Below are 17,263 nucleotides of genomic sequence, written 5' to 3'. Positions count from 1 at the left end.
GGAGGTGGCCCTTGAAAGCCCTCGACGAACTGACCTTCGACAACCGCTTCGCCCGCCTGGGGGATGCGTTCTCCACTTCGGTCCTGCCCGAGCCCATCGCTGATCCGCGTCTGGTGGTGGCAAGTGCTGCCGCCATGGCGTTGCTCGATCTCGATCCGGCACAGGCCGAACTGCCGGTCTTCGCCGAAATCTTCAGTGGGCACAAACTCTGGGCCGACGCCGATGCGAGGGCCATGGTGTATTCAGGTCACCAATTCGGCTCCTACAACCCACGGCTGGGCGATGGTCGCGGCCTGTTGTTGGGCGAGGTTTACAACGACGCTGGCGAACATTGGGACTTGCACCTCAAGGGCGCCGGGCAGACCCCTTATTCACGCATGGGCGATGGCCGGGCGGTATTGCGCTCATCGATCCGAGAGTTTCTGGCCTCTGAAGCTTTGCACGCACTGGGCATCCCCAGCAGTCGAGCCGCGTGCGTGATCGGCTCAAGCACACCCGTGTGGCGGGAGAAGCAAGAACGTGCAGCCATGGTCCTGCGCCTGGCGCCGAGCCATATCCGCTTCGGCAGTTTCGAGTATTTCTTCTACACCAAGCAGCCGGAACGCCTGAAAGAGCTGGGCGAGCACGTGCTGGCGATGCATTTTCCCGACTGCCTGGAACAGCCTGAGCCGTACCTGGCGATGTTCCGGACAATCGTCGAGCGCAATGCCGAGTTGATTGCCAAGTGGCAAGCCTACGGTTTCTGCCATGGCGTCATGAACACCGACAACATGTCGATCCTGGGCATCACTTTCGACTTCGGCCCGTTCGCCTTTCTCGATGATTTCGACCAGAACTTCATCTGCAACCACTCCGATCACGAAGGTCGTTACTCCTTCAGCAATCAGGTGCCCATCGGCCAATGGAACCTCAGCGCCCTCGCTCAAGCCCTGACACCGTTCATCAGTGTCGAAGCCCTGCGTGAAGCCCTCGGTCTGTTCCTGCCGTTGTACCAGGCTCATTACCTGGACCTGATGCGCAGCAGACTGGGCCTGACCCGCGCCGAAGACGGCGATACCCAACTGATCGAACGCCTGCTCAAACTGATGCAGAACAGCGGCGTCGACTACACCCTGTTCTTCCGTCGACTGGGTGATGAGCCCGCCGCCCTGGCCTCCACCCGCCTACGCGATGACTTTGTCGACATCAAAGGCTTCGATGTCTGGGCCACTGACTACCAAGCCCGGATCGCCCGTGAAGACAATGGCACCGAGCAACAACGCCAAGCACGCATGCACGCGGTCAACCCGCTCTATATCCTGCGCAACTATCTGGCACAAAAAGCCATCGACGCCGCCGAAGACGGCAACTATGAAGAAGTGCGCCGCCTGCACACCGTGCTGAGCAACCCCTTCGAAGAACAGCCCGGCATGGCTAACTACGCAGAACGGCCGCCGGAGTGGGGGAAACATCTGGAGATAAGCTGTTCATCCTGAGGCCAGGGACGGTGGGGCCAGACTCTTTTTCAGGCAGTTGTATATTTGCCAGGACTTCGAACAGGGTGAGGAGACGGTCGTCCTCGGTGTTTTGAACACCCCCGCCCTCGCTGATCCTGACCAGCAGGCGGGTCTCATAATCGCCCGGGTATTGAGCCTGCTCGATAGGGGGTAATGATTTGTAGTGGGACAGCACTTCAGCATAGAACTTAGGTGTGTTGACGTTACCCTCACTTTCTTGCCTTGATTGGGCAATCACCTCGACTCGCCATTTTTGTTCTATATCATTAGCGTCATATGCAGCAGCTCGCCTCTCATTCACAGTATACGAACCGCTGTCATCGTAAATGATGAGGGCGAGTTGCTCGGTTGTCAGGTCAGCAAACGGACTCTTGGTACTCCTATCGCCCGTGCTGGCAAGGTTCACATACGCCGTAGCGTGCCGAGCCCTCGCTAATAAATCAGGATCGTCAGTTTCAGGCTTTTCCGCGTCATGCCTGACTCTTTGCGCATTGTAGCTATCGCCTAAAAAATCATCTTTCAACTTTCGAGCCATATCACCGAGCTCGCCACGGCTCGTATTTTTATCACGCACCTCCGCTCGCGCCGCGCTGTCACTCAACTGGCGAGACAGCGTTGATACCTTCACCGTGTCGGTTGAAGCGATTGCAGACTGGGCCGGCGTGCTGTCACTCATTGATATAGGCTGGGTGAGTATTACCGTACTGGATGAACTTACCGGCGAAGCCTGTATATTACTAATCATGTACCACCCCTGTTAATCGATAAAAACACGCCTTACAAGACTCTGCTCTGCACGCAGATATACCTGCAGAGCACGTCCTGTAAACCTGATAACCGACGTGTTATTTCATTGCAAATTCAACAGCCCATGCGTGAGTAGCAAAATCAACGGATGTGATCTTTACGTCACACCGAGCGCCCCCACTGGCGACTGCATTTTTATTCCATTTCGGCAGTTCCACGCCGCGCACACGCGACTTGAGATACGTCGTTGTGAACTGACAAGCCTTGGAGCCTATCTGGTAATGCACAACGGCATAATTCACATCCGGCGAAAGATTGCTTTGCACTTTATAACTGTCGAAACTTCCCTTCTCTACCTTATCGCCTGGGGTGGGCGAAGCATTCGCCTTGGTGCCGGCCCCATTTTTGCCCACGGCACTGTAGATCGCCGCCGCTGTGCCGTTATTTTTAAAAGTAACACTGACCGCCGGCCCGGCCTGCGCTGCCGAGGAAACAGTGACAGCCGCCAGCATTACCGAGAAAACGATGGGATTGATAATGTGCATTGTGATAGTCCAACTTGAGTCGAGGGTATTGTTTTTATATTGAAAACCGAACACTGCTTATTTATTAATAGGGGGCGATACGGGACCTCGACACTTATACATAGACGCTTATTCAAGAAAAACAACAGATTGATTGCTGTTGCCAGAGACTATCGAGCTCGATTGCCGAGCACCACTCCCTGAACGGGTAGTTGACTATCCCACAGGGACAAGTACCTAGGCCTGTAGGAGCAGGCTTGCCTACGATCGACTGCTTATTCGCACTCAAGACTGCGCGCCCCCGGTCATCCCTACAGATTTCCGGAAACTCACCGCCTATAGTTTAATCACTTGGATCTTTTCTAATAAAAGCCGACTTGATTCTCGACGCCAGCATCACCATTTATCTCAAATGCACACACTGCCAACGGAGCCTCCCATGCCAGACCCACTCCTGATCCCCTGCCCGCACTGCAACGGGCTCAATCGCATCCCGGCCGACCGCCTTGGCGATCAGCCTAAATGTGGGCGCTGCAAGGCGCAGGTAGTGCTGAGCAAGCCTTTCGAACTGACTCAGGGCGACTACGCCAGCCAGATCAAAGGCGATCTGCCGCTGTTGGTGGACGTGTGGGCGGCGTGGTGCGGCCCGTGCAAGTCTTTTGCTCCCGTCTTCGAACAGGCGGCCAGTCAGCTGTCAGGGCGCTGCCGGCTCGCCAAGCTGGACAGTGAGGCCAACCAACAGCTGTCGGCTCAGCTAGGCATTCGTTCGATCCCCAGCTTGATCCTGTTCAAGAATGGCCAGGAAGTCGCGCGTCAAAGTGGCGCCTTCCCTTTGCCGCAGCTACTGGCCTGGTTGAAAAGCCAAGGGATTTAGACGTTTTTCAGCAGCGGCACAGGTGCTGACTTTTCTGTAGGCCGATTCCGAAACAGGGTTTTCCGGCACCTGCTGCCGCGCTTTACTACTAGCCTTCCTTACTCTACTTGAGCGATGGGTAAGGACTATCTATGACATTTGTCATCAGGGAAGGTGATCTCACTACCACGGACGGTTTTGTCATAGCGGCTTCCGCCAAGGCAATCGTGTTGCTGCGCAAACTGGCGAGGATGGGCGACCCCGTGTGGTGCCCGGCGTGCGATAGCGTCGGTTACATCGCCCAAGGCAATCCAACCTACGTTGACGAGTATGTCGCGGTGGCAACCCACGGCCATTGGGTGCAGTGCGGCTGCATACTAGGCAGCCATCGATTGCTGGCGACACAAGACAGCATTCAGGCCGATATGGAGGCGACGATTCCCATCCCGGCAGACCTCGCCGAAGCCGCGCGGATGGCCGCCGAACAATGGTCCCGCGCCATCCACGACGGCTCATTGCGCGAGAAGTTGTTTTCACCTCTGCGACAACCCTCCAGTGCGGTAGGTGTCAGCGCTGAGCTCCCGATTCAAGCAGGTCGTGCAGATCAACGAACTGCTGGGTCAACTTGTGCCGTGGCTCGAGATGGATCAACGGAATGTTGGCCTGATGCGACTCGCGCATTTTCACCGAACTGTTGAGGTAAACCGGCAACACCGGCAAACCTTCAGCGATCAGCTCATCGAGGATTTGCTGCGGCAGACTGGCGCGGGACTGGAATTGGTTGACGATAATGCCTTCCACTTCCAGGCCCTCGTTATGATCTTCCTTCAGCTCTTCGATTTCCTTGAGCAGGCCATACAGCGCCTGACGCGAAAAACTATCGCAGTCAAAAGGGATCAATACCCTGTCGGCAGCGATCAGCGCCGAAACCGCGTAAAAATTCAGCGCAGGCGGTGTATCCAGATAAATCCGGTCGTAATCCTCGTCCAGTTCATCAAGAAGTTTTCGCAACTTGTTGATCTTGTGTTTGGCCTCAAGCTTGGGCTGCAAGTCGGCCAGCTCTGCCGTGGCGGTTACCACGTGCAGGTTGTCGAAGGGCGTTTCATAGATATCGACCTTATTCTTCTTGGCAAACGGACCTGACGACAGGGTTTGCTTGAAGAAATCGGCGATGCCCATCGGAATATCGTCGCCGGTCAAACCGGTGAGGTACTGCGTCGAGTTGGCCTGGGCATCAAGATCGATCAAAAGCGTCCGATACCCTTCGTGAGCGCTGACTGCCGCCAGGTTGCAGGCGATACTGGACTTACCCACTCCGCCTTTCTGATTGAACACCACGCGCCGCATGAATAGACCTCCTTGGTTCTGTAAATGGCCTTGATGAATGGGCCCGAGTCTAAGCAAAGCGGGTGACAAGGGCGAGCGCTTCATCTGAAAAGACGCCGATAACGGACTTAGGCTTACATAATTAATAGCGATTTTCCTACACAGCGAAGTCGAAATTAAAAATGCATAACGAAGGAACTATTTGTCTAAATAAACTATTCGTAACAGCATTTGCTACTCATCAGCCCCATCGGGATAATGCGCGCCTCTCGGCTAAAGCGCCTCACCCGAATGGGTGCCGTTTCGGCGAACCGTGCTCAAATGGGTGTTGTCTCGGAAAACCGCAGCGAAAGGCATGCCCGCAGGGGCGGGAAGAAAACTCGTGATCACGTTCAACATCGCACAATGGCGCGCCTGGGCCCCCGGCCTGGAAACGGTCGAGGACTGGCAGCAATGGAGCCTGAGCCCTTCCCTTTTAGACAGTGGGGATATGGCGCCCGACGTCTCGTTTTTGCCCGCTATGCAGCGCAGACGCTTGAGTCGCCTGGCGCGGATGGCTTTCAGCGTTGGCTGGCCATTGGCTGAAGGTCTTGAACAGCTTCCGCTGGTGTTCGTCTCGCGCCATGGCGAAACCCCTCGGACCCTCGACATCCTCTCCGATCTGGCCGCCAATCAGCCGCTGTCGCCCACCCAGTTCAGCCTCTCAGTGCACAATGCCGTGATTGGCCTGTGGTCGATCATGCGCGGTGAAACCAGTGAGATGACGGCGCTGGCTGCAGCGGGTGACGGCCTGGAACACGGTATTATTGAAGCCGTTGCCCTGCTGGCCGAGGGCTCGCCAGCCGTGCTGCTGATCGTCACGGAAGACCAGCCACCTGCAGCTTATGCCGACTGGATCGAGGACGTGCCCTTTCCCTACGCGGTAGGGCTGCTGCTGACCCCTGGCACCGACTGGCAGTTGTGCCTGAGCACCGGCAGCGAAAACATGTCCCATACAGAGTGGCCTCACGCCCTCAACCTGTTGCGCACGTTAACGAGCGAGCAGACCACCTGCCAACATTCATGGAAAAACCGATTGTGGACCTGGCAACGGACCCGCTGAGCAAGCGCCGCGACGCCTATTATTGGCGCCTGCTGGCTACCGCCCTGAGCTTTGCCCTTTTCGGGGTGGTCGGCCTGTGCCTGCGATTGGTGTTTTTCCCTTTGTTGAGCTGCCTGCCCGGCGATGCGCAACGCCATCGGTCCCGCGCCCGACGCACGATCAGTTGGCTGCTCTGGCGGTTCATCCGATTTATGGCACGCACCGGCGTGCTGACCTATGACGTCCAGGGCGCGGAAAAACTCGGCCGCCCGGGCCAGATGATCATTGCCAACCATCCGTCGCTGATCGACGTGGTATTTCTGATCGGGTTGGTGCGCAATGCCAATTGCGTGGTCAAACAGAGCTTGTGGCAGAACCCCTTTACCCGGGGGCCGGTGCGTTCCGCCGATTACATCAGCAATGATGGCAGCATGGAGATGCTCGATGCTGCCGCAGACGCTCTACGCAGCGGGCAGACACTGATTATTTTCCCGGAAGGCACGCGCACCACGCCGGGGCAGGTGCCTGCCTTTCATCGTGGCGGAGCCTCAATTGCACTGCGAGGTGCGAAACTCATTACCCCGGTGACGATCCAAGTCAATCCCAGCACCCTGACTAAAGCCCAGCCCTGGTATCGCATCCCAAAGCGCCGGGCGCACTTCAGTTTGCGCGTTGGGGCCGATATAGATCCACAAGCCTTTGCTGTGCTTGGCCCGGCACCCATAGCCTCGCGCAAGCTCAACGATTATCTGCATCAGTACTTCATCAAGGAGCTCGCCAAAGATGAGCGATCTGCACCTGGAAATTAAGCAGCTGATTATCGACGCCCTGGGCCTCGAAGACATCAGCACCCATGACATCGGCAACGATCAGATCCTGTTCGGCGAAGGCCTTGGCCTGGATTCGGTAGACGCCCTGGAACTGGGCCTGGCGATTCAGAAACGTTACGGCATCAAGATCGACGCCGACGCCAAAGACACCCGTAATCACTTCACCAGCGTGGACAGCCTTGCGGCGTTCGTCAGCGCCAGACAAGCGGCCTGAGGAATAACAATGCAAACCCGTGAAGACATCTTCGACACCCTGCGCAGTGCGCTGGTTGAGCTGTTCGAACTTGAGCCTGAGCGAGTCAACCTGCAAGCCAACCTGTACCAGGACCTGGAAATTGACAGCATTGATGCCGTGGACCTGATCGACCACATCAAACGCAAGACCGGCAAGAAAATCGCCGCTGAAGACTTCAAAGCCGTACGCACCGTCAACGATGTGGTCGAGGCGGTTTACCGCCTGGTCAATCCGACCGCATGAGTCGGCTGATCGCCCTTGGCCTGCTGTTGGCTGGCGTGCTTTACCCCTTTGCGGTGTATTTCGGCATTGAACATTTCGCCCCTTGGCAGTTTGCCTTGCTGCTCGGAGGGCTATGGCTGGCGCGGGCGCTGACGGGAAAACGCCGTCCTGGCAGCGTGTTGACGGCCGTTGTCGCCCTGGGTTTTTGCCTGCTGCTGGGGCTGTTCAATAGCCCGTTATTACTGCGCTGGTACCCGGTGCTCGTCAGCGGATTCATGTTGAGTCTGTTCGGCCTCAGCCTGATCTATGGCCCACCCGTCATCGAGCGATTGGCACGCCTGAGCGAGCCTGACTTGCCCGTGATCGCGATCCGCTACACCCGACAGGTGACCCAGGTCTGGAGCCTGTTTTTTCTGTGTAATGGCCTGCTCGCAGCGGCGTTGACCCTGTGGGCGCCATTGAGTTGGTGGACGCTGTACAACGGCTTGATCGCTTATGGCCTGATGGGCCTGCTGTTTGCCGGTGAATGGCTGTTACGTCAACGTGTAAGAGGTCGCGCATGAATTGGATACCACTTGAGCACCTGTTGCTCGAGGCTTTGCCTGCCCGCGAACTGACGATGGCCCCCGCCCTGGACCACGCCCGTTTCTGCGAGCAGGCCCTGAGTGTTGCCGCCGGTCTCCAGGCCCGAGACGTCAAGCGCCTTGCGCTGCATCTGGAAGACGCCGGTCAGCTGGCCGTGGCCTTGTTCGGTGCATGGCGTGCCGGTGTCAGCGTGTTATTGCCCGCAGACCTGCAAGCACAAACCCGCGAGCGCTGGTCGAACGACGTCGACCTGTGGCTCAGCGATCAGGTGGGCGACACACACCTGGATGAATTACACGCCGCGCCGCTGTCGCCCACCGCGCTGGACCTCGACACCTGTCGCCTGAGCCTGTGCACGTCAGGCTCCAGTGGCGAACCGAAGCTGATCGAAAAGCGTCTGCGCCAGTTGGCCAATGAAGTCAAAGCACTGGAAGCGCTGTGGGGCGCCGACCTCGGCACGTCCTGCATCATCGGCAGCGTTGCCACCCAGCATATTTACGGCTTGCTGTTCCGGGTGCTGTGGCCGCTGTGTGCCGGGCGCAGTTTTGTGCGCAAGCAGCTGCCATTCCCTGAAGATTTACAGCGAACCAGTCGCGAACATCCGACATTCGCCTGGGTCGCCAGTCCGGCACTGCTCAAGCGCATGGGCGACAACCTCGATTGGCCGGCCTTGAGCAGCGTGCGCCGCGTATTCTCTTCGGGCGGTGCGCTGCCCGCCGAAGCCGCGCGCAGCTTGCAGCAGCGTTTGGGCCAATGGCCAACCGAAATCCTCGGCAGTTCGGAAACCGGCGGCATCGCCTGGCGTCAGGGCGACAGCCTGTGGCAGGGTTTTGAAGGAGTGCAACTGAGCCAGGACAGCGACGGCGCCCTGCTGATCGAGTCCCCTTACTTGCCTGTTGGCCATGTCGAACACACGGCCGACGCCGCGCGCTTCAGCGCTGACGGACGTTTTGAATTGCTCGGCCGGCTGGACCGCATCGTCAAGCTTGAAGAAAAGCGTATTTCCCTGCCGCAACTGGAACACGCGCTGGCGGCACATGAGTGGGTCAGCGAGGTGCGTCTGGGCGTGGTTCAAGAGAACCGGGCGTCCCTCGGCGCGTTGGTGGTTCTCAGCGAAAGCGGTCTGCATGCCTTGCGCAATCAAGGCCGACGTACGCTGACCGAGCAACTGCGCCGCCATTTGCGCCCGTATTGCGAGGCCATCGCCCTACCGAGGCGCTGGCGACTGCTGCGTCAGCTACCGCTCAACGCCCAAGGCAAACTGCCACAGGCTGAGGTCGAAGCCCTGCTGCTTGCTGCGCGTCCCAAAGAGCCGGAACTGCTCAGCCAGCAGCAAGTAGGCGGCGAGTGGCACCTTGACTTGATCATTCCCGCGGACCTGGCTTATTTCAGCGGACACTTCCCGCAAACCCCGGTACTGCCGGGCGTGGTGCAGGTCGATTGGGCGCTGAGCCTGGGCCGGCGCCTACTGGATCTGCCACCGCGATTTGCAGGCATGGAAGTGTTGAAGTTCCAGCAACTGGTGCGCCCTGGCGATCAGGTTGCGCTGACCCTGCATTTCGATGCCGAGCGCAGCAAACTGTATTTTGCCTACCGCAACACAGAAGCTGCCTGCTCCAGTGGCCGTATCGTGCTGGAGGCTGCGCATGCATAACCCTTGCGCGGTGATCCCGGTCTATGACCACGAGCGGACGGTGTCCGCCGTCGTGCACGAACTGCTGAAGGCAGGCCTACCCTGTGTGCTGGTCGACGACGGCAGCAGCCCGAGTTGCGCGGCGGTGCTGCAAGCGTTGGCCGGAGAAGATAACGTCTATGTGGTGCGCCTGCCGATCAACCAAGGCAAAGGTGGCGCGGTGATGACCGGTTTCCGCGAAGCTGCGCGCCTGGGCTTCAGTCATGCACTGCAAGTGGATGCCGACGGTCAACATGACCTGAACGACGTATCACTGTTTCTCGACGCCTCGCGCCGTGCTCCCCTGGCGGTGATTTGCGGCTATCCGCAGTACGACGCCAGCGTGCCCAAGGTTCGCCTGTATGCACGCTACCTGACCCACTTCTGGGTCTGGGTCAACACCCTGTCGTTTCAGATTCGCGATTCAATGTGTGGCTTCCGGCTCTACCCCCTGGCACCGACTATCAAGCTGATCGACTCGGTGCAGGTGGGCACGCGGATGGACTTCGACTCGGACATCCTAGTGCGCCTGTCCTGGCGCAATCAGCCAATGCTCTGGCTGCCGACCCGTGTTCATTACCCGCTGGACGGGGTGTCGCACTTCCGGCTGTTCCGCGACAACGTACTGATCACGAAAATGCACACCAAACTGTTCTTCGGCATGTTGGTGCGTATGCCGCTGATCCTGTGGCGTCGGTGGCGACATGAGTGAGCCGACGAACGAAGCCAAAAAACATTGGGCCGCTCATCAGGAGCGTGGCAGCTTTCTGCTGATGAAACTGATGGCCTGGGGCGTGCGTCATTTCGGGCGACGCCTGCTGACTCCCGTGCTGTACGGCATCGTCCTGTACTTCTTCGTATTTGGCCCTGGCGCCCGACAGAATGCCTGGCAATACCAGCAGTACCTGGCCAGCTGGAGCAGACAATCGGCGCTACGCCCCACCCGGCGGAGCGTGTTCAAGCAGTTCATGGCCTTCGCCGATGCACTGCTGGACAAGCTCGACGTATGGAACGGCAAGCTCACGCTGGACCAGATCACGATTGTCGATCACGACTTGCTGCGCAACCAGTTGCGCAGTGGGCGCGGGCAAATGCTGGTCGGCACCCATCTGGGCAATCTCGAAGTCTGCCGCGCGCTGGCCGAACTGGGTGAACGGGTCACCATGAACGTGCTGGTGCACACCAAGCACGCCGAACGCTTCAATCGCCTGTTGGGTGAAGCGGGGGCCACTAATCTGCGCCTGATTCAGGTCAGCGAGCTGAACCCGATGATCATGCTGCAATTGAGCCAACGCCTGGATAACGGTGAATGGCTGGCCATTGCTGGCGACCGCGTCCCCCTGCATGGCGGGCGCAATGTACGGGTGGATTTCCTTGGCCACCCCGCCGCATTCCCGCAGGGCCCATGGCTGTTGGCGGGCTTGCTGCAATGCCCGATCAATCTGATTTTCTGCCTGAAGGGCGCCAGCGGTTATCGCGTCATTCTCGAACCTTTCGCCGAGCGCATTAAATGGCGGCGCAGTAATCGCGAGCAGGTGGTCGCCGGACATGTCCAGCGCTACGCCGCACGCCTCGCCCATTATTGCCTTGAGGCACCACATCAGTGGTTCAACTTCTACTCATTCTGGAAGACCGATGACGATCCAAGCGCTTGAACCGGTAACCTTCGGCGAACGGCCGTTGCGTATTGAAGAGGTGCTGCTTCTGGCCAATCGCCAAGTGCCGACGCAGCTGCAAAACGACAGCGCATTTCGCCTGCGCATCGCCAAAGGCGCGCAATTTCTTGATTCCCTGTTGGACAAGGAAGGCGTGATCTATGGCGTAACCACCGGTTATGGCGACTCCTGTGTCGTCGCGGTGCCGTTGCAGCACGTCGAAGCGCTGCCACGTCACTTGTACACGTTCCACGGCTGCGGTCTCGGTAAAATGCTCGACGCACAAGCGACCCGTGCGGTACTCGCTGCGCGGTTGCAGTCGCTGTGCATGGGCGTTTCCGGGGTGCGCGTGGAGTTGCTGGAGCGCCTTCAGGCCTTTATCGACCAAGACATCCTGCCGCAGATCCCGGAAGAAGGCTCAGTGGGCGCCAGCGGTGACCTGACGCCGCTGTCTTACGTGGCCGCGACCTTGTCCGGTGAGCGCGAAGTGATGTTCCGTGGCGAGCGCCGCGCGGCCGCTGACGTGCACCGCGAGTTGGGCTGGGAGCCGTTGGTCCTGCGCCCGAAAGAAGCGCTGGCCTTGATGAACGGCACCGCAGTCATGACCGGCATCGCCTGCCTCGCCTTCGCCCGCGCCGATTACCTGCTGCAACTGGCGACCCGCATCACCGCCATGAACGTGGTGGCCTTGCAGGGCAATCCCGAGCATTTCGATGAACGCCTGTTTGCCACCAAGCCACACCCAGGGCAGATGCAAGTCGCCGCCTGGTTGCGCCAGGACCTGGCCATCGATGCACCGACCGCGCCCTTGCACCGCTTGCAAGATCGCTATTCGCTGCGTTGCGCCCCCCATGTCCTGGGCGTGTTGGCCGACAGCCTGAACTGGCTGCGTTCATTCATCGAAATCGAGCTGAACAGCGCCAACGACAACCCGATCATCGACGCTGAAGCCGAACGCGTACTGCATGGCGGCCACTTCTATGGCGGCCACATCGCGTTCGCCATGGACAGCCTCAAGACCCTGGTAGCCAACGTCGCCGACCTGCTGGATCGGCAACTGGCATTGCTGGTGGACGTGCGTTACAGCCACGGCCTGCCAAGCAACCTGTCAGGCGCCAGCGCTGAGCGGGCAATGCTCAACCACGGGTTCAAGGCAGTGCAGATCGGCACCAGTGCCTGGACAGCCGAAGCCTTGAAAAACACCATGCCGGCCAGCGTGTTCTCGCGTTCCACCGAATGCCATAACCAGGACAAGGTCAGCATGGGCACCATCGCCGCCCGTGATGCGATCCGCGTACTGGAGCTGACCGAGCAAGTAGCCGCCGCCACCTTGCTCGCGGCCAACCAAGGTGTCTGGCTGCGCAGTCAGGCTGACGATGCTCGGCCCCTGCCGCCCGCGCTGGCAGCCATGCACGAGCAACTGAGCAAAGACTTCCCGCCCGTGATCGAAGACCGCGCGCTGGACGGCGAACTGCGGCTGTGCCTGCAGCGGATCGCCGACCGCCACTGGAGGCTGCATGCGCAGTAAGGGCCTGATCCACACTGACACCGAAATCCAGGTGCCATTTTTCGACATCGACATGATGAACGTGGTCTGGCACGGCCATTACATCAAGTACCTGGAAGTCGCCCGCTGTGCGCTGCTCGACCAACTGGACCACAACTACCAGCAGATGCTCGATTCCGGCTACGCCTGGCCGGTCATTGACCTGCAATTACGTTATATACGCGGCGCAGTTTTCGGCCAGAAGCTTAACGTTCGCGCCAGTCTGGTGGAGTGGGAGAACCGCTTGAAGATCAACTACCTGATCAGCGACGCCGTCACGGGCGAGCGCATGACCCGCGCCACCACAATTCAAGTGGCCGTGGAGATTACCAGCCACGACATGCAACTGGCATCGCCCAAAGTGTTCACCGATGCGGTACAGAGAGCGCTGCCATGAACCGCCTTTACCACCTGTTGTTCGCCGTTGCGCTGCTTGGTCTGTCATCGCTGGCCAACGCCTTTGACCTGCAACAACTGAGCACGCAACTGGGGAAACCCTCAGTGATTCATGGCGATTTCATTCAGGAAAAACACCTGCGCGCCCTGCCCCAGCCGTTGACCAGCAAGGGTAAATTCGTCCTCGCCAAGGACTATGGCCTGCTCTGGCTGCTGGCGACACCGCTGAAACAGGATTATCGAATCAGTACCGTCGGGATCGCCCGCCGCGATGCCAATGGTTGGCAATTGCTGCCGAACAAGAGCGCAGGCGCCGAGCAAAACCGGCTGTTCCTCGCCGTACTGCAAGGCGACAGCAGTGGCCTGCAACGCGATTTCGACCTGCAACTTAAAGGCGATGCACAGGCGTGGCAACTGACCCTGACCCCGCGCTCGTTGCTGCTGCAACAGGTGTTCAAACAAATCAATATTGACGGCGGCGAACTGGTTCAGCGTATCGAACTGCTTGAAACTCAGGGTGACAGCACCCTGCTACGCATGATCAACAGCAGCGCCGCTGGCACCTTGAGCGATGCGGAGCACCATGACTTTGTTGACTAGACGCCAGTCGTTTGAACGCTGGATGCCGCGCCTGTTCCTGGTACTCTTGCTGGCCATGCTGGCCCTGGCTGGCTGGCAATGGCGCAACGGTCCTCCACTGTCGGCGAACTTGATGGAGCTGGTGCCCGGCTCAACCCCGGATGCCCTGGAACTGCGCGCCGAAGAGCGCATGCAAGAACCCCTCAACCGCGAGATGCTGGTGCTGGTTGGCCACGCGGATCGCCAGCACGCCATCGATCTGGCCCAACAGCTGGGCGAAAAATGGCAGGCCAGCGGGTTGTTCGAGAAGGTTCAATGGAACCTGCAAACCGACATCCCGGGGCTGCGCCAGCAATTGCTCCAGGGGCGACTGGCGATGTTGTCGCCCGCCGACCGTAGCGAGTTGATCGAGCAACCGCAAGCGTTCATTCAGCAACGCGTACAGAGTCTGTTCGACCCCTTCACCGGCTTCAGTCTGGTGCCCAGCCAGGATGACTGGCTCGGCCTGACCGGGCGTATCCAAAACAGCCAGCCGCAGCATGGTTCCGTGCAGCTGGATCTCGGCAGTGGCGCGTTGATCGCCAACGCCGACGGTAAAAGCTGGGTGTTGCTGCGCGCACGAACCCGAGGCAATGCATTCGACATGCACTTGCCCCTGCAGGTCGCCGACCTGCTCAGTGCCGCGCGCGAACAAGCCCGCCAGGCTGACGCGCAATTGCTCGCCGCCAGCGGTTTGCTATACGCCGCCGAGGGCCAACGCCAAGCCTCCCGGGAAATCACCTGGGTCGGCGGCGGCGCCACGCTGGGTATTTTGTTGCTGCTGCTGCTGGCGTTTCGGCGCTGGCGCGTACTGCTGGCATTCGTGCCAGTGGTGGTGGGCATGTTATTCGGCGCGGTGGCCTGCGTGGCGCTGTTCGGCCACATGCACGTGATGACCCTGGTGCTGGGTTCCAGCCTGATCGGGGTCGCGGTGGATTACCCGCTGCATTACCTGTCGAAAAGCTGGAGCATGAAGTCCTGGCGCAGTTGGCCAGCCTTGCGCCTGACACTCTCGGGCTTGAGCCTGAGTCTGGCCACCAGTTGCATCGGCTATCTGGCCTTGGCCTGGACGCCTTTCCCGGCCCTGACCCAAATTGCGGTGTTCTCCGCTGCCGGGCTGGTCAGCGCCTATTTGACTGCGGTGTGCCTGCTGCCAGCGATGCTCAACAACATGGAGCTGCGTCCGGCCACCTGGCCGCTGCGTATCGCTGAGTGCTTGTTGAGCATGCGTGAAGCCCTGCTCGGCCGCATCGGCACGCCCGTGTTGCTGGGGCTGCTGCTCACATTCTGTGCCGCCGGGCTGTGGCAACTGACCAGCAAAAACGACATCCGCCAATGGATCAGCGCGCCGCCGCAATTGCTGGCCGAAGCCCAAACCATTGCCCGTATCACCGGCTATCAGCCAACCAGTCAGTTCTTCCTTGTGCGCGCCGCCGATCAGCAGCAATTGCTCGAACGGCAGACCAAGCTGAGCCAGCGGCTGGACCAACTGATCAGCCTCGACAAGTTGCAGGGCTACTTGGCGCTTAACCAATTGCTCAGTCCGCCCGAAGAGCAACGCCGCGTGCGCGATGCTCTGGGCAAACTGCCGTTGTATTGGCAGCCGCTGATTGAGCTGGGCGTACCGGCCAGTGCGCTGCAAGCAGAGCTGGCACGCTTGCAGGCACTACCGACTGAGGACATCGACATGGCGTTGGCCGGTCCTTTGGGCGAACCGTGGCGCGGGCTGTGGCTGGGGGCTACACCTGATGGCGTGGCCGGCATGGTCAGCCTGCAGGGCTTGAATAACCCGGCATTGTTACGCGTACAGGCGCTGGACCTTGAGGGCGTGCAACTGGTGGACCGTCTCGGCGATCTGAACAACGTGTTCGCCGCCACCCAAATCAGCGCTGCGGAGCTCAAGCTGTTGTCCTGTGGCCTGATCGTGTTGCTGTTGATTCTGCCCTTCGGTCTCAGTGGCGCCCTGCGGATCGTCGCCCTGCCACTGTTGGCGGCACTGTGCAGCCTGGCAAGCCTCGGCTGGCTGGGTCAGCCGCTGACCTTGTTCAGCCTGTTCGGGCTGCTCCTGGTCACAGCCATCAGCGTCGATTACGCGATCCTGATGCGTGAGCAGGTCGGCGGCGCGGCGGTCAGCCTGCTCGGCACCCTGCTCGCCGCCGTCACCACCTGGCTGTCGTTCGGCCTGCTGGCGGTTTCCAGCACGCCTGCGGTGAGCAACTTCGGCCTGTCCGTAAGCCTCGGCCTGGCGTTCAGCTTCATGCTCGCCCCGTGGGCCGGTCGTCAACCGCATACACCCGCCATCGCCGAGTCGGCAGCATGATGATCGCGCTGTTCTGGCTGCTGGCCTTGCTGATGTTTGCGCTGGCAACACGCCTGGGTCGCTACGTTGGCCTGATTCCCATCGTCAGCCAATTGCTCCTGGCGACGTTCGGCCTGCCGTTGCTGATGGTGTTCTGGATCGAGCCGCATTGGCAACTCAGCGGCGCACAACTGGTGGAGCCCGTTTGGTTGAAGACCCTGTATGGCCTGGGTTTCGCCCTCGTGCTTGGGCACATCCTCAGCGACGTGATCGAACTGGACATGGACCGGCAAAGCCTGAAAATCGCCGTGCCGAGCTTTTGCGTGCCCTTCTGCTGCGGGCTGGCGTGCGCGTTCTGGCTGCTGCCGGAGCAAGCGTGGCTAAGTTCGCTGGCGGTCGGCCTGGTGTTCGCAATCACGGCGATTCCCGTGTTGTTTTTATACCTGCACCACATCGACTACCCACCTGCGGCGACCCGACGCCTGGTACAGACTGCGATCCTGATCGACCTGACCTGCTGGAGTCTGTTCGCCATCGCCCAAGGCAGCCTGCACCTTAGCAGCCTGTTGCTACCGCTGCTGGGCGCCTGCGTACCGTTGCTCTTCAGGGCGCTGCGTCTGCGCCAGCCATGGGTCTATAGCCTGACCTTTTTCGCACTGCTGGTGGTCGCCGAGCACTACAAACTCAACGCCTTGATCCTGGGTATCGGCTACCTGTTTTGCATGGCCTGGCTCAAGCAACCCTTCGTACTGCCACTAAGCCCTGAACGGTTCAAACGCCTGCAGAACACACTGGCAATCCCCCTGATCCTGACGTTCGGGATCGTCCAGATCAACGTTCACAGCGCGGTAAGCAGCCTCAGTTGGCTGCAACTCGGCGCGCTGCTGGCGCTGCCGATTGCCAGCAAAGTGTTCGGCAACTGGCTCGGTCTGCGCTGGGCTACGCCGTCGTTTACTGGCGCAAGCCGCTGGCGTGAAAGCCTGCTGCTCAATATTCGCGGGTTGAGTGAGATCGTCTTCCTCAACCTGCTGCTGCAACAACAGCTGATCAGTCCTGCGCTGTACTTCGCGCTGATGCTGATGGGCTTGATCGCGACCCTGATGCCCGCATTCGCGGGCATGAACCGAATGATTGTCAAACCCGCCGAACAGGCAAGGAGCCCTTGTGCCAACAGCTGA

The 17,263-nt window shown here is 59.7% G+C and carries 18 protein-coding genes and 1 pseudogene; 16 read left to right on the top strand and 3 right to left on the bottom strand.

The annotated features are described in order from the left end of the window. The first annotated feature begins 11 nt into the window (after positions 1–11). Entirely contained in the window at positions 12–1,475 is a 1,464-nt protein-coding gene (selO, locus tag RHM55_RS17070) for a protein adenylyltransferase SelO (protein WP_322177483.1), read from the top strand. On the opposite strand, the gene RHM55_RS17065 is transcribed toward selO, so the two are convergent. Both RHM55_RS17065 and RHM55_RS17060 read right to left on the bottom strand, forming a co-directional pair. Continuing rightward, positions 1,414–2,172: a hypothetical protein gene (locus RHM55_RS17065; RefSeq protein ID WP_322177482.1), complete on the bottom strand. Its 759-nt coding sequence runs from the start codon at positions 2,170–2,172 to the stop codon at positions 1,414–1,416. The two genes, selO and RHM55_RS17065, sit on opposite strands and share 62 nt — an antisense overlap. Before the next feature lie 169 nt (positions 2,173–2,341). Beyond that, positions 2,342–2,788, bottom strand: coding sequence for a hypothetical protein (locus RHM55_RS17060; RefSeq protein ID WP_322177481.1), 447 nt, complete (start codon positions 2,786–2,788; stop codon positions 2,342–2,344). 418 nt (positions 2,789–3,206) lie between these two features. On the opposite strand from RHM55_RS17060, the gene trxC reads away from it, so the two are divergent. Both trxC and RHM55_RS17050 read left to right on the top strand, forming a co-directional pair. Next, on the top strand, positions 3,207–3,641 hold the full coding sequence (gene trxC / locus RHM55_RS17055; protein ID WP_219064475.1) for a thioredoxin TrxC: 435 nt from the start codon (positions 3,207–3,209) through the stop codon (positions 3,639–3,641). A gap of 131 nt (positions 3,642–3,772) precedes the next feature. Further along, positions 3,773–4,159, top strand: a pseudogene (locus tag RHM55_RS17050) (PAAR domain-containing protein); the annotation flags it as partial. A gap of 28 nt (positions 4,160–4,187) precedes the next feature. Here RHM55_RS17050 and RHM55_RS17045 read toward each other — a convergent pair. Continuing rightward, positions 4,188–4,967, bottom strand: coding sequence for a ParA family protein (locus RHM55_RS17045; RefSeq protein WP_219064476.1), 780 nt, complete (start codon positions 4,965–4,967; stop codon positions 4,188–4,190). A gap of 361 nt (positions 4,968–5,328) precedes the next feature. Here RHM55_RS17045 and RHM55_RS17040 point away from each other — a divergent pair, with 361 nt between their 5' ends. The 13 genes from RHM55_RS17040 to RHM55_RS16980 are packed head-to-tail and all read left to right on the top strand — an operon-like array spanning position 5,329 to position 17,263. Continuing rightward, positions 5,329–6,048 carry a beta-ketoacyl synthase chain length factor gene (locus tag RHM55_RS17040; RefSeq protein ID WP_322177480.1) on the top strand — a complete coding sequence of 240 codons (720 nt, stop codon included), beginning with the start codon at positions 5,329–5,331 and terminating at the stop codon, positions 6,046–6,048. After that, entirely contained in the window at positions 6,024–6,836 is an 813-nt protein-coding gene (locus RHM55_RS17035) for a lysophospholipid acyltransferase family protein (RefSeq protein ID WP_322182993.1), read from the top strand. The genes RHM55_RS17040 and RHM55_RS17035 overlap by 25 nt, the downstream gene beginning before the upstream one ends. After that, complete coding sequence (locus tag RHM55_RS17030) at positions 6,811–7,071, top strand: phosphopantetheine-binding protein (protein WP_219064478.1); 261 nt, start codon at positions 6,811–6,813, stop codon at positions 7,069–7,071. The genes RHM55_RS17035 and RHM55_RS17030 overlap by 26 nt, the downstream gene beginning before the upstream one ends. A 9-nt stretch (positions 7,072–7,080) precedes the next feature. Beyond that, positions 7,081–7,335 carry an acyl carrier protein gene (locus RHM55_RS17025; protein ID WP_322177479.1) on the top strand — a complete coding sequence of 85 codons (255 nt, stop codon included), beginning with the start codon at positions 7,081–7,083 and terminating at the stop codon, positions 7,333–7,335. Next, entirely contained in the window at positions 7,332–7,877 is a 546-nt protein-coding gene (locus RHM55_RS17020) for a hypothetical protein (protein ID WP_322177478.1), read from the top strand. The genes RHM55_RS17025 and RHM55_RS17020 overlap by 4 nt, the downstream gene beginning before the upstream one ends. Next, entirely contained in the window at positions 7,874–9,553 is a 1,680-nt protein-coding gene (locus tag RHM55_RS17015) for an AMP-binding protein (RefSeq protein ID WP_322177477.1), read from the top strand. The genes RHM55_RS17020 and RHM55_RS17015 overlap by 4 nt, the downstream gene beginning before the upstream one ends. Continuing rightward, on the top strand, positions 9,546–10,283 hold the full coding sequence (locus RHM55_RS17010) for a glycosyltransferase family 2 protein (RefSeq protein WP_322177476.1): 738 nt from the start codon (positions 9,546–9,548) through the stop codon (positions 10,281–10,283). Before RHM55_RS17015 ends, RHM55_RS17010 begins: the two co-directional genes overlap by 8 nt. Continuing rightward, positions 10,276–11,226 carry a glycosyl transferase gene (locus RHM55_RS17005; RefSeq protein WP_322177475.1) on the top strand — a complete coding sequence of 317 codons (951 nt, stop codon included), beginning with the start codon at positions 10,276–10,278 and terminating at the stop codon, positions 11,224–11,226. Before RHM55_RS17010 ends, RHM55_RS17005 begins: the two co-directional genes overlap by 8 nt. Then, positions 11,207–12,754, top strand: a complete 1,548-nt coding sequence (locus RHM55_RS17000) for an aromatic amino acid ammonia-lyase (protein WP_322177474.1) — start codon at positions 11,207–11,209, stop codon at positions 12,752–12,754. Before RHM55_RS17005 ends, RHM55_RS17000 begins: the two co-directional genes overlap by 20 nt. Further along, positions 12,744–13,169 carry an acyl-CoA thioesterase gene (locus RHM55_RS16995; protein ID WP_322177473.1) on the top strand — a complete coding sequence of 142 codons (426 nt, stop codon included), beginning with the start codon at positions 12,744–12,746 and terminating at the stop codon, positions 13,167–13,169. Before RHM55_RS17000 ends, RHM55_RS16995 begins: the two co-directional genes overlap by 11 nt. After that, positions 13,166–13,768, top strand: coding sequence for an outer membrane lipoprotein carrier protein LolA (locus RHM55_RS16990; RefSeq protein ID WP_322177472.1), 603 nt, complete (start codon positions 13,166–13,168; stop codon positions 13,766–13,768). Before RHM55_RS16995 ends, RHM55_RS16990 begins: the two co-directional genes overlap by 4 nt. Then, positions 13,752–16,106 (top strand): MMPL family transporter, encoded by a 2,355-nt coding sequence (locus RHM55_RS16985; protein WP_322177471.1) that lies wholly within the window; start codon positions 13,752–13,754, stop codon positions 16,104–16,106. Before RHM55_RS16990 ends, RHM55_RS16985 begins: the two co-directional genes overlap by 17 nt. Next, positions 16,103–17,263, top strand: coding sequence for a sodium:proton antiporter (locus RHM55_RS16980; protein ID WP_322177470.1), 1,161 nt, complete (start codon positions 16,103–16,105; stop codon positions 17,261–17,263). Before RHM55_RS16985 ends, RHM55_RS16980 begins: the two co-directional genes overlap by 4 nt.

The sequence above is a fragment of the Pseudomonas sp. MH9.2 genome (assembly GCF_034353875.1).
In the GTDB taxonomy this organism is placed as follows: Bacteria; Pseudomonadota; Gammaproteobacteria; order Pseudomonadales; family Pseudomonadaceae; genus Aquipseudomonas.
Note: the sequence above shows the minus strand (reverse complement) of the source record. Positions and strands in the feature narration are given on the sequence as shown.